A 12,034-nucleotide genomic window follows, 5' to 3' on the forward strand; every position below is an offset into this window, starting at 1 on the left:
GCGCGGCGCAGGTCGGGGCTGGCGAGCGGCGCCCCGGCCAGCCACCAGGCGGCGGCGAGCAGCGCCAGCACCGCCCCCGCGCCCGCCACCCGGCCGCGCCCCCCGCCCGGCAGCGCCAGCAGCAGCCCCGCCCCGGCGGCGGCCAGGGCGAGCAGGGGCAGGCGCTCCGGCAATTGCCGGGGGGAGGCGGTGATCAGGCCGAGCGTCAGCACCCAGCCCGCCGCGAGCCCTACCCCGGCGCCGAGCGCCGCGAGGTCCGGCCGCCGCAGCGCCCGCCCCGCGCCGGCCCAGAGCAGCGCCGCCGCCAGCGCCAGCAGGGCGCCGCGCCACGCCCAGAGCGAATCGAGATCCATGGCGCGATGCTGCCGCAAGCCGTTCGCCGGCGCACCGGCGGCCTGTATCCTGGCGCGCCGGAACGGCCGGGGGAGCGGGGGCATGGACGCGCGGGGGCTGCGGACGGTCAGGGTCTGGGACGGCTGGGTGCGGCTGGTCCACTGGGCGATCGTGGTCCTGCTCGGCCTCTCCTACGCCAGCGCCCAGGCGGGGAACCTGCGGCTGCACTTCCTCTCGGGCTATGCGGTGCTGGCGCTGCTGCTGTTCCGCATCGCCTGGGGCTTCGTCGGGTCGGAGACCGCCCGCTTCCGCTGCTTCCTGCGCTCGCCCCTGGCGGCGCTGCGCCACCTCGCCGCCTTCCCGCGCCGCGGGCCGGACCGCGAGGTGGGCCACAACGCCGCCGGGGGGTGGATGGTGCTGGTGCTGCTCGGCCTGCTGCTGGCCCAGGCCGTCACCGGCCTGTTCGCCGACACCGGCTACGGCGATTTCGGGCCGCTCGCCAAGAGCGTCTCCGCCGCGGCCAGCGACCGCCTGACCGGGCTGCACCACCGGATCTTCTACTACGGTATCCTGCCCGCGGCGGCGCTGCACATCCTGGCGGTCGCCGCCTATGCCTTGGTCAAGCGCCACGACCTGGTGCGGCCGATGATCACCGGACGCAAGCGCCTGCCGGCGGGGGTGGCGCCGCCGCGCATGGGCTCGCCCTGGCTGGCCGCGGCGCTGCTGGGCGCCGCCGCGCTCTCCGTCTACGGGCTCAGTCGGCTGGGCTGAACCCGGCGCGGCCGCCCGCTTCGCCCGGCGTCAGCGGCCCCGGAAGGGACGGTGGCAGCCGCCGCAGAATTGCGGCCCGGTCGCGGCGTAGGCGGAAGCGAAGGCGCCGCCGTCGCCCGCGGCGGCGGCGTCGCGCAGCACCGCGAGCTGGCCCATCATCCGGGCATGCGCCTCCTCGAAACCGGCGCGGTTGGTCCAGACCGCCGGCAGGGCGCGGGTGTCGCCGCGGTCGGAGCCGGGGGGGAAGCGGTCCGGCAGGTCGCGGAAGAAGACGATCATCTCCTCGATCCGCGGCAGCAGGGGGCGGGGGTCGCCGCGCGCATCCGCCACCGGCTTCATCGCCTCCATATGGGCGCCCATGCGCTTCAGGCCCTCGCGCCGCTCCGCGATCACCTCGCTCTGCGCGAGCGCCGCGCCGGCCATGGCGAGCAGGCCGAGCGCCGCCATCCAGAGACAATTTTTCATGCCGCTCCGCCCCCTTTTCGGCTCACCTTGCGATCATGGCACGACCCACCCGTTGCCTGGCAAGCGCGCCACCGCCATGCCCTTCCGCGCGTTAGGCCAAACCCCTTCCGGAGCAGTCCATGCCGAACCACATCCGTTCCGTCGCCGTCTTCTGCGGCACCCGCCCCGGCAACGACCCCGCGCACCGGGCGGCGGCGCAGGCGCTCGGCCGGGGGATCGCGGAGGCGGGGCTGACCCTCGTCTATGGCGGGGGCGGCATCGGGCTGATGGGCGCGGTGGCGGAGGCCGCGCTCGGCGCCGGCGGCCGGGTGCGGGGCGTGATCCCGGAATTCCTCACCCGGATCGAGCGTCCCTATGCCGAGCTGACCGAACTCGAGATCACCACCAGCATGCACACGCGCAAAACGCGCATGTTCGAGCTGGCGGACGCCTTCATCACCCTCTCGGGCGGCCTCGGCACCATGGACGAGACGGTGGAGATCCTCACCTGGCGCCAGCTCGGCCTGCACGACAAGCCGGTGATCCTCCTCGACATCGCCGGCTGGGCGAAGCCGGTGGTGGCGCTGATCGAGGCGCTGATCGCCCAGGGCTTCGTGGACCCGGTGCACCGCCGGCTCTACCAGGTGGCGCCGGACGTGCCGACCGCGCTCGAGCTGCTGCGCACCGCGCCGAGCCCCGAGCCCGCCGCCCCGCCGGAGCGGCTGTAGGCGCCCGGACCCGGCTTGCCGCGCCGGCGGTGCGCACCCTACCCTGCGCCGGCGCCGGGGCGGCCGGGAAGGGCCCGGCGGCGCGCGGCGGCGCAGGCAAGGAGCGCAGAGGGCCATGCACCCCTTCACCATCCCGCCGTCCATCGCCGCCCGGGTCGCCGCGCGCTGCGGCACGCCGCACCCCTTCGCGCGGCTCGATGCGGCGCGCACCGCCCTCGTCGTCATCGACATGCAGAACGGCTTCCTGCGCGAGGACCTCTCCCACGCCTGGTGCCCGATGGCGGTACGCATCGTCCCCGCCGTCAACCGTCTGGCTGCGGCGGTGCGGGTGGCGGGAGGCGCGGTGTTCTGGATCCAGAACACCTTCGACCCCGCCCGCGCCGAGGAGTGGTCGGTGATGCAGGAGATGGCCACCCCCGAGGCCCGCGCCCGCCGCGCCGCGGCGATGAGCGAGGGCACGGAGGGCCACCGCCTCTGGCCCGGCCTCGATCTCCGGCCGGAGGACGAGGTGGTGCGCAAGCACCGCTACAGCGCCTTCATCCAGGGCTCCTCCGACCTGCCGGAGCGGCTGCGCGCGCGCGGCCTCGACACGGTGCTGATCGCCGGCACCGTCACCAGCGTCTGCTGCGAGAGCAGCGCGCGCGACGCGATGATGCTGAACTTCAGGGTGGTCATGGTCAGCGACGCCTGCGCCGCCATGACCGACGAGGAGCACGCCGCCTCGCTGATCGCCTTCCACCTGCAGTTCGGCGACGTGCTGACGGTGGCGGAGTGCATCGCCGGCCTCGGCGGCGGCGCGGCGCGGGCGGCGGCGGAATGAGCGGCGCCGCGCGGCCCCGCATCGCCTTCATCGGCACCGGCGGCACCATCGCCTCGGTCGGGCGCGGGCCGCTCGACCTCCAGGACTACGGCGCGACCGGCCTGGTGCTGGAGGCGGACGCGCTGCTCGCCCGCTTCCCCGAGGTGCAGGAGGTGGCCGAGGTGGTGCCGGTGCGCTTCCGCGCCGTGCCCTCCACCCGGATCGGCTGGCCGGAATGGCGCGGCCTCGCCGCGCTCTGCGCCCGGCTGGCGGCGGAGACGCCGGCGCCTTCCGGCATCGTCATCGGCCACGGCACCGCGACGCTGGAGGAGACGGCCTATTTCCTCTCCCTCACCCTGAAGGTGGCGGTGCCGGTGGTGCTGGTCGGGGCGCAGCGCCCGGCCTCGGCCCTGTCCACCGACGCCGGGATGAACCTGGTCAACGCCGTGCGCGTGGCGGCGAGCGCGGAGGCGCGCGGCCTCGGCGTGCTCGTCGTGCTGAACGACGAGATCCACGCCGCGCGGGAGGTGACCAAGACCTCCACCGGAAGGCTGCAGACCTTCCGCAGCCCGGATCTCGGCTGCCTCGGCCACGCCGATGGCGACCGCATCGCCCTCTACCGCCGCCCGCTGCGCCGCACCGCGCCGGACACCGAGTTCGACCTCGGCGGGCTGGAGGCGCTGCCGCGGGTGGACATCGCCTACAGCCACGCCGGGTCGGACGGCACGGCGGTGCGCGCCTTCCTCGCCGCCGGGGCGCGCGGCATCGTCTCGGCCGGCTTCGCGCCGGGCTACGTCACGCCGGAGGAGGCGGAGGCGCTCGGGGAGGCGGTGCGGGCGGGCGTGGTGGTGGTGCAGGCGAGCCGCGCCGGCTCCGGCCGCGTCTTCCCGGCCACGCGCACGCTGGAGGCGGGGTTCCTGCCGGCCGACAACCTCAACCCGCAGAAGGCGCGGATCCTGCTCTCCCTGGCGCTCACCCGCAGCCGGGACCCCCGGGAGATCGCGCGGATCTTCGCGGAATACTGATGCGCCCCCGGCCGAGGAACCGCCGCCGCGGCCTGGTGTTCGGACCGTATCGCTCAACGGCAGGTGATGCGGCGTGGCGCGGTCCGGACTGATCGCCATCGGGGTGGCCGTGGCGGTCGCGGCGGCGGCCGCCCTGCTCTGGCTGCGCGCCGAGGAGGGCGCGGGGGAGGAGGCGCGGCAGCGCCCGCCGGCGCGGGTGGTGCTGGCCGAGGCCGAGGCGGCGCGGCTGGTGCGCACGGTGGACGCCATCGGCACCCTGGTCGCCACCGATTCCGTGATGCTGACGGCGCGCATCCCCGGGCGCATCGCCGAGATCCTGTTCGAGCAGGGGCAGCGCGTGGAGGCGGGGCAGGTGCTGATCCGCCTCGAACCCGAGGAGGCCTGGGCCGAGCTGCTCGCCGCCGAGGCCGAGGCGGCGGAGATCCGCCAGCAGCTCGCCCGCGCCGAGCGCCTGGCCGGGGAAGGGTTCGGGCCGCGGGCGGAGATGGAGGACCTGCGCCATCGGCTGGAGGCGGCGCGCGCCCGCATCGCCCTGGCCCGGCTGCGCTACAACGAGACGGCGATCCTCGCCCCCTTCGCCGGGCGGGTCGGGCTGCACCGGGTCAGCCCCGGCGCGCTGGTGCAGCCGGGGACGGAGCTGGTGGCGCTCGATGCCGTCGACCCGATCGCGCTGCGCTTCGCCGTGCCGGAGCAGCAGGCGCCGCGGATCGGCGAGGGGGCCACGGTCTGGGCCCGCTCCCCCGCCCTGCCGGGGGGGGAGGTGAAGGCGCGCCTCTCCGCCATCGACACGCGGGTGGACCCGCGGCTGCGCACGGTGATGATGGAGGCGCGCCTGCCGAACCCCGAGGGCAGGCTGCGCCCGGGGATGCTGCTCAACGTCCGCATCGCCGCCGAGGTGGTGGAGGACGCCGTGGTGGTGCCGCCCATGGCGGTGCTGATGACCGGTCCGGTGCACTTCGTCTTCCGCGTCCCGCCCGGCGCGGAGCGGGCCGAGCGGGTGGAGGTGCGCATCGGCGAGCGCCGGCCGGAGCGCGTGGAGGTGCTGGCCGGCCTCGCCCCCGGCGACCGCGTGGTGGTGGAGGGCCACCAGGCGCTGTCGGACGGCGACCCGGTGGTCGAGCTGCGCCGCGACCCGGACGGGCGTGACGCCATGGCCCGCGCCGGCTCATGAACGCCGGCCTCTTCCGGCTGCCGGTGGTGCGGCCGGTGCTCGCCGCCGCGCTCAACCTGCTGCTGATCGCGATCGGCCTCGGCGCCGCCCTGACGCTGCCGGTGCGCGAATACCCGGCGGTGGATCCCCCGGTCGTCACCGTGCGCACCTTCTACCTCGGCGCCTCGGCCGAGGTGGTGGAGCGCGAGGTGACGCGGGTGATCGAGGACAACCTCTCGGGCATCTCGGGCATCCGCGTCATCCGCTCCAACAGCCGCGACGAGGCCTCCTTCATCACCGTTGAGTTCCGCGCCGGCGTGGACATCGACGCTGCCGCGGCCGACCTGCGCGACCGGGTGGCCGGCGCGCGCCGCAACCTGCCCGCCGGCATCGAGGAGCCGGTGGTGGAGAAGCAGGAGGCGGACGACCTGCCGGTGATCTTCCTCACCCTGACCTCGGAACGGCTGGGCACGGCGGAGCTGACCGATCTCGCCGAGCGGCTGATGGTGGACCAGCTCGGCACCGTCACCGGGGTCGCCGGCGTGCAGGTGGCGGGCGGGTCGCGCTACGCCATGCGCATCTGGCTCGACCGCCGGGCGATGGCGGCGCGCGGCATCACCGCCGGTGAGGTGGCGGCGCGGCTGCGCGCCGAGAACCTGGAACTGCCCGCCGGCCGGCTGGAGACGCGCGATCAGGAGATCGCGCTGCGCGCCACCACCCGCTTCGCCTCGCCGGACGAGTTCGCCGCCCTGGTGCTGCGCGAGGAGGGGGAGGCCGGGCGGGTCCTGCTCGGGGACGTCGCCACGGTGGAGATCGGCGCCGAGGACTACCGCCGCGGCTTCCGCCTCGACGGGCGGGAGGCGATCGCGCTCGGCATCATCCGCCAGTCGGAGGCGAACGCGCTCGAGCTCTCGGCCGGCATCCGGCGGGAGGTCGAGCAGCTCCGCCGCCGCCTGCCGCCCGACGTGCGCGTCGAGATCGGCTTCGACGAGGCGGTGTTCATCCGCGAGACGCTGTGGAACGTGGCGACCACCCTCGCCCAGACGCTCGCCATCGTGGTGGTGGTGATCTTCCTCTTCCTCGGCTCGGCGCGGGCGACGCTGGTGCCGGCGGCGGTGATCCCGGCCTCGGTCATCCCCGCCGTCGCGGTCGCCGCCGCGCTCGGCTTCTCGATCAACGTGCTGACGGTGCTGGCGGCGATCCTGGCGATCGGCCTGGTCGTGGACGACGCGGTGGTGATCCTCGAGAACATCCGCCGCCGCCAGCAGCAGGAGGGGGAGCCGCTGCTGGTCGCGGCGGTGCGCGGGACGCGGCAGGTGGGCTTCGCGGTGCTCGCCACCTCGGCGACGCTGCTCGCGGTGATCCTGCCGCTGGCCTTCCTGGAGGGGAATGTCGGTCGGCTGTTCCGCGAATTCGCGGTGCTGCTCGGGGCGATGGTGGCCTTCTCCACCCTTGCGGCGCTGACCCTCGGGCCGATGCTCTGCTCGCGCCTGTTCCGCGGCGCGGGGGAGGGGGAGGGGCGGGTCGCCCGCGCCACGCGCGCGGCGCAGGAATGGCTCGGCGCGCGCTACCGCGCGGCGCTGCGCCCGCTCCTCGCCCGCCCCTGGGCGGCGCTGCTCGGCGGGGCGCTGTTCGCCGGGCTCGGCGCGCTCGCCTTCCTCGCCGTGCCGGACGAGCTGGCCCCGGACGAGGACCGCGGCGCCATCCGGGTGGTGTTCGAGGCCCCCGACGGCGCCGCCTTCCCCTACACGCTGGAGCAGGCGCGGCGGATCGAGGAGGCGCTGGCGCCGCTGCTCGGCGAGGGACGGCCGGCCACCCAGGTGCTCACCATCGTCGGCCTCGGCAACCCGCCGCAGCCGAGCCGGGGGCTGATGATCCTGCGCCTGCGCCCCTGGGGCGAGCGCGAGGAAAGCCAGGCCGAGGCGATCGAGGCGGCGCGCCGGCTGCTCGCCGAGGTGCCCGGGGTGCGCGCCTTCGCCGCCGCGCCGCGCCAGCTCGGCCAGCGGCGCGGCGGGCGGGCGCTGCAATTCGTCGTCGCCGGCACCGACCGAGCGCAGGTGCGCGAATGGGCGGCGGCGGTGCACGAGCGGGCGCGGGACATCCCGGGCCTCGTCGCCCTCGACACCACCGACCGCCAGACGCGGCCGCAGATCGAGATCCGCCTCGACCGCGCCCGCGCCGCCGCCCTCGGCGTGGAGGCGGCGGCGGTGGGCGAGGCGCTGAGCATCCTGTTCGGCGGCCAGGAGGTCACCCGCTACACCGAGCGTGGCGAGGAGTACGAGGTGATCCTGCAGGCACGGCCCGAGGACCGCCAGTCGCCCGCCGACCTGCGCGACGTCTTCGTGCGCGCCCGCGGCGGCGACCTCGTGCCGCTGTCGAGCGTCGTCACGCTGACCGAGGCGGGCGCGGCGCGCCAGCTCCTGCGCGTGGACCGGCTGGCGGCGGTGGAGATCTCGGCCAACCTGATCCCCGGCGTCGCCACCATCGGCCAGGCGGTGGCGGCGATGGAGGCGGCGGCGCGGGAGGTGCTGCCGCCCGAGGCGCGCATCCGCTACCTCGGCCAGGCGCTCGACTACGTGGAGACGGGGGCGGCGATCTACGCCATCCTGCTGATGGTGCTGCTGCTCACCTACCTGGTGCTCGCCGGGCAGTTCGAGAGCTTCGTCCACCCCGCCATCGTCATGACCGCGGCGCCGCTCGCCATCGCCGGCGGGCTGGTGAGCGCCTGGCTGTTCGGGCTGACCGTCAACATCTACAGCCAGATCGGCATGGTGCTGCTGCTCGGGCTGGTGGCGAAGAACGGCATCCTGCTGGTGGAGTTCGCCAACCAGCTCCGCGACGATGGGCGCGAGCCGCCCGAGGCCGCGGAGGAGGCGGCGGCGCTGCGGCTGCGGCCGATCCTGATGACCACCTTCTCCACCGTGCTCGGGGCGCTGCCGCTCGCGCTCGCCACCGGGGCGGGCGGGGAGGCGCGCAGCACCATCGGCCTGATCATCGCCGGCGGCGTGCTGCTCGGCACGCTGCTGACGCTGTTCGTGGTGCCCGCGCTCTACGTGCTGCTGGCCCGCCACACCACGGCGCCGGGCGCGATCGCGCGCGAGCTGGAGCGGCTGGAGGCGGCGCGGCGCGCGCCCGCGGCGCGCCCGGCGGAGTAGGCGCGGGGTTGCCGGCGGCCGGAATATTCCGCTTCATGTGTCGGCGTTCTTGACAGGCACGCGCTCGCGAGCGGGCGCGGCGCTTGGCGGTCGCGGAAAACCGCACCTTTCCAGACATGGCATGAAACCTGCTTCCGGCCCTGCGCAGCCTGCAACAACTACGCTCACGAAAGGAGGAGAATTTGACGCTGCTCAGGACAGCCACCGCGTTCGCGGGCGCGCTGCTGCTCGCCGGGGCGCTGAACGCCGCCGCGGCGGCGACGGTGAGCTTCACCCAGCTCAGCGGCTTCGCCGGCGGCGGGCTCTCGCCGCAGACCGTGGTCTTCCGCGCCGACCTCTCCAGCCTCGCCGGGGACGCGATCACCTCCGTCACCATCACCGACGCCAACGTCATCGCCGGCTCCACCGGGCGCTTCAGCGGCTTCGACGTGGACGCGGTGGTGCTCTCCACCGTGCTCATCACCAGCGGCACGCAGGTGGGCAGCCTGACCCCCGCCGCCACCTTCGATTTCGCGGGCGCCGTCCTCGTCCCCGGCACCCGCACCCCGCCGGAGGAGGCGGGCCTGCCGCTGTTCGGCCACAACCCCGATGGCAGCCTGAACAACGCCATCGCCACGCTCGGCGTGTTCGACGGCGTGGCCACCAACGTCATCCCGGGCGCCTTCGGCTTCGTCAGCCTCGGCTTCGGCGGCAGCCTGACCCTGAACCTGACCGCGCCCCTGCCGCTCGACGGCACCCCCCTCTACCTCTACATCGGCGAGGTCGGCGGCGGGGAGCAGGCGATCGGCAGCGTCACCGTCACCGCCACGGCGGTGCCCGAGCCGATGTCGCTCGCGCTGTTCGGCGCGGCGCTCGCCGGGCTTGGCCTCGTCCGCGCGCGGCGGCGGGCCTGATCCGGGGGCCGGGGCGGGCGCCCGCCCCGGCCGCCCCCGTCCGCGATCCCGCCCTATCGCGCCGCGCCTTCGGCCGGCTCGCCGCCGGCGCCGGCGCGGCTGCGCTCGATCTGCCGCCAGCGGGCCACGTTGCGGTTGTGCTCCTCGAGTGTGCGGGCGAAGGCGTGCCCGCCCGTGCCGTCGGCGACGAAGTAGAGGTCGTCCGTCCGCGCCGGCCGCGCCACCGCGCGCAACGCCTCCCGCCCTGGCGCGGCGATCGGCCCCGGCGGCAGGCCGCGGATGCGGTAGGTGTTGAAGGGATGGTCGCGGGCCAGGTCGGCGCGGCTGATCGGCCGGTCCATCGCCGCCTGCCCGTCGGTCGCGGCGTAGATCACCGTCGGGTCGGACTGCAGCGGCATGCCGCGGCGCAGGCGGTTGAGGAACACCGCGGCGACGCGGGGGCGCTCCTCCGCGAGCCCGGTCTCGCGCTCCACGATCGAGGCGAGGATCACCATCTCCCGCGGCGAGGCAAGCGGCAGCCCCTCCTCCCGCGCCGCCCAGGCCTCGGCCAGCGCCTGCGCCATCGCCTGCTCGGCGCGGCGGACCAGGGCGGCGCGGCTGTCGCCCCACTGCCAGGCATAGGTCTCGGGCAGCAGCGCCCCCTCGGCGATCGGCGGCACCTCGCCGGTCAGCCCCTCGGTGCGCTCGAGCAGCGCGGCGATCTGGCGCGCCGTCAGCCCCTCGGGGATGGTGAGCAGGCGCTGCACCGGCCGCGCCTCGCGCAGGATGCGCAGCACCTCGGCGAGCGGGGCATGGGCGGGGAAAGCGAATTCGGCGGCACGCAGCGGCCCCTCCCGCTGCGTGAGCCGGGCGGCGAGGGCGAAGGCGCGCGGATCGGCGATCACCCCGGCCTCGTGCAGCGCCGCGGCGACGTCGCCCACGCCGCCGCGCGGCACGACGACGGCGCGCGCCTCGGCCAGCGGTCCCGGCCGGGTGTAGAGGCGCCAGCCCTGGAAGGCGGCGGCGCCGGCGGCGAGGGCGAGCAGCAGCAGCGCCCCGGCGAGCCAGCGCAGAAGGCGCCGGCGCGGCCTGGCCGCCCGCGCCGCGCCGTCGCTGTCCGCCCCCCCGCTCAGGGCGCGGCGCGGAAGACGATGCTGGCGTTGGTGCCGCCGAAGCCGAAGCTGTTCGACAGCGCCACCCGGATCCTCCGCTCCTGCGCCACCTTGGCCACGCGGTCGATCGGGCTCTCGCGCGAGGGCTTCTCCAGGTTCAGGGTCGGCGGCGCCACCCCGTCGCGGATCGCCAGGATGGAGAAGATGCCCTCCACCGCGCCGGCGGCGCCGAGCAGGTGGCCGATCGCGCTCTTGGTCGAGGACATGGCGAGGCCCTTCGCCGCGTCGCCCCAGAGCCGCTCCACCGCGCCGAGTTCCAGGTCGTCGCCGAGCGGGGTCGAGGTGCCGTGCGCGTTCACGTACTGCACCTCCTCCGGCGCGACGCGCGCGCTGCGCAGCGCCGCGCGCATGGAGCGGTAGGCGCCGTCGCCGTCCTCCGAGGGGGCGGTGATGTGGTGCGCGTCCCCGGACATGCCGTAGCCGATGACCTCGGCGTAGATCTTCGCCCCGCGGCGCCTCGCGTGCTCCAGCTCCTCGAGCACCAGGATGCCGGCGCCCTCGCCCATGACGAAGCCGTCCCGCCCCTCGTCCCAGGGGCGGGAGGCGAGCTGGGGCCGGTCGTTGTAGCCGGTGGACAGCGCCCGCGCGGCGCAGAAGCCGGCCATGCCGATCTCGCTGATCGCCGCCTCCGCCCCGCCGGCCACCATCACCTCGGCATCGCCCGAGGCGATCAGCCGCGCCGCGTCGCCGAGGGCGTGCACGCCGGTGGCGCAGGCGGTGACGACCGAGTGGTTCGGCCCCTTGAAGCCGTACCTGATGGAGACGTGGCCGGAGGCGAGGTTGATCAGCGCGCTCGGGATGAAGAAGGGCGAGAGGCGGCGGGCCTTGCCGGCGGCGACGGTCAGCGACGCCTCGTAGATGGTCTGCAGCCCGCCGATGCCCGAGCCGATCATCACGCCGGTGGCGCAGCGGCCCTCCTCGTCCTCCGGCTGCCAGCCGGAATCCGCCACCGCCTCCTGCGCCGCGACCAGGGCGAGATGGATGAAGCGGTCCATCTTCTTCTGGTCCTTGACCGGCACCCACTCGTTCAGGTCGAGCTTGCCCTCCTCCCTCGACCCGGCGGGCACTTGGCCCGCGATCTTCGCCGGCAGGTCCTTCACGTCGAAGGACTGGATGGCGGAGATGCCGCTCTCGCCCGCGACCAGGCGGCGCCAGACATGCTCCACGCCGATCCCGAGCGGGCAGGCGATCCCCATGCCGGTGACGACGACGCGCCGCGGCGCGGCCCCTTGCGCGAACACCCTCAGCCTCCCCGTCCGACCCGGCGCGCCGTCAGGCGGCCTTCTGCTTCTCGATGTAGTCGATGGCGTCCTGCACGGTGGTGATCTTCTCCGCCGCGTCGTCCGGGATCTCCACGCCGAAGGCCTCCTCGAAGGCCATCACCAGCTCCACCGTGTCCAGGCTGTCGGCGCCGAGGTCGTCGATGAAGGACGCCTCCGGGGTCACCTTCGCCTCGTCCACGCCGAGGTGTTCGACGACGATCTTCTTCACCTTCTCGGCGGTCTCGCTCATGGCCTGGCTCTCTCCTGAATTCCGGCGCATGCGGGCGGCCCCGGCCGGGGCCACGGGGCCGGGGCGGGGGGAT

At 75.4% G+C, this 12,034-nt stretch carries 12 protein-coding genes; 7 read left to right on the forward strand and 5 right to left on the reverse strand.

Annotation, left to right across the window (positions count from 1 at the left end; translation table 11 throughout):
* Positions 1 to 353: hypothetical protein (locus ET526_RS14855; protein ID WP_240048411.1), on the reverse strand; the 353-nt coding region annotated here is incomplete at its 3' end.
* Between the two features lie 82 nt (positions 354 to 435).
* Between ET526_RS14855 and ET526_RS14860 the strand changes: the two genes are divergently transcribed.
* Positions 436 to 1,104: a cytochrome b/b6 domain-containing protein gene (locus ET526_RS14860; protein ID WP_135468486.1), complete on the forward strand. Its 669-nt coding sequence runs from the start codon at positions 436 to 438 to the stop codon at positions 1,102 to 1,104.
* Between the two features lie 30 nt (positions 1,105 to 1,134).
* Here ET526_RS14860 and ET526_RS14865 read toward each other — a convergent pair whose 3' ends face one another.
* Positions 1,135 to 1,569: a cytochrome c gene (locus tag ET526_RS14865; RefSeq protein WP_135468487.1), complete on the reverse strand. Its 435-nt coding sequence runs from the start codon at positions 1,567 to 1,569 to the stop codon at positions 1,135 to 1,137.
* Positions 1,570 to 1,688: 119 nt separating this feature from the next.
* Here ET526_RS14865 and ET526_RS14870 point away from each other — a divergent pair, with 119 nt between their 5' ends.
* The 6 genes from ET526_RS14870 to ET526_RS14895 all read left to right on the forward strand — a co-directional run bounded on the left by ET526_RS14870 (position 1,689) and on the right by ET526_RS14895 (position 9,298).
* Complete coding sequence (locus ET526_RS14870; RefSeq protein WP_135468488.1) at positions 1,689 to 2,276, forward strand: LOG family protein; 588 nt, start codon at positions 1,689 to 1,691, stop codon at positions 2,274 to 2,276.
* A gap of 115 nt (positions 2,277 to 2,391) precedes the next feature.
* Complete coding sequence (locus ET526_RS14875) at positions 2,392 to 3,096, forward strand: isochorismatase family cysteine hydrolase (RefSeq protein ID WP_135468489.1); 705 nt, start codon at positions 2,392 to 2,394, stop codon at positions 3,094 to 3,096.
* Positions 3,093 to 4,100: an asparaginase gene (locus ET526_RS14880; RefSeq protein ID WP_135468490.1), complete on the forward strand. Its 1,008-nt coding sequence runs from the start codon at positions 3,093 to 3,095 to the stop codon at positions 4,098 to 4,100. Before ET526_RS14875 ends, ET526_RS14880 begins: the two co-directional genes overlap by 4 nt.
* A 73-nt stretch (positions 4,101 to 4,173) precedes the next feature.
* Entirely contained in the window at positions 4,174 to 5,271 is a 1,098-nt protein-coding gene (locus ET526_RS14885) for an efflux RND transporter periplasmic adaptor subunit (RefSeq protein WP_135468491.1), read from the forward strand.
* Positions 5,268 to 8,405, forward strand: coding sequence for an efflux RND transporter permease subunit (locus ET526_RS14890; protein ID WP_135468492.1), 3,138 nt, complete (start codon positions 5,268 to 5,270; stop codon positions 8,403 to 8,405). The genes ET526_RS14885 and ET526_RS14890 overlap by 4 nt, the downstream gene beginning before the upstream one ends.
* A 182-nt stretch (positions 8,406 to 8,587) precedes the next feature.
* On the forward strand, positions 8,588 to 9,298 hold the full coding sequence (locus tag ET526_RS14895; RefSeq protein WP_135468493.1) for a PEP-CTERM sorting domain-containing protein: 711 nt from the start codon (positions 8,588 to 8,590) through the stop codon (positions 9,296 to 9,298).
* A gap of 53 nt (positions 9,299 to 9,351) precedes the next feature.
* Here the strand turns inward: ET526_RS14895 and mltG are convergent, their stop codons facing one another.
* From mltG to ET526_RS14910, 3 genes are all read right to left on the reverse strand, one after another.
* A complete protein-coding gene (gene mltG / locus ET526_RS14900) occupies positions 9,352 to 10,233 on the reverse strand; it encodes an endolytic transglycosylase MltG (RefSeq protein ID WP_338025367.1) in 882 nt (293 codons plus the stop codon).
* A gap of 173 nt (positions 10,234 to 10,406) precedes the next feature.
* Entirely contained in the window at positions 10,407 to 11,690 is a 1,284-nt protein-coding gene (gene fabF / locus ET526_RS14905; RefSeq protein ID WP_275668644.1) for a beta-ketoacyl-ACP synthase II, read from the reverse strand.
* Positions 11,691 to 11,721: 31 nt separating this feature from the next.
* A complete protein-coding gene (locus tag ET526_RS14910; protein ID WP_135468494.1) occupies positions 11,722 to 11,961 on the reverse strand; it encodes an acyl carrier protein in 240 nt (79 codons plus the stop codon).
* Between the last annotated feature and the right edge of the window lie 73 nt (positions 11,962 to 12,034).

The organism is Crenalkalicoccus roseus, assembly GCF_004761865.1.
Lineage (GTDB): Bacteria > Pseudomonadota > Alphaproteobacteria > Acetobacterales > Acetobacteraceae > Crenalkalicoccus > Crenalkalicoccus roseus.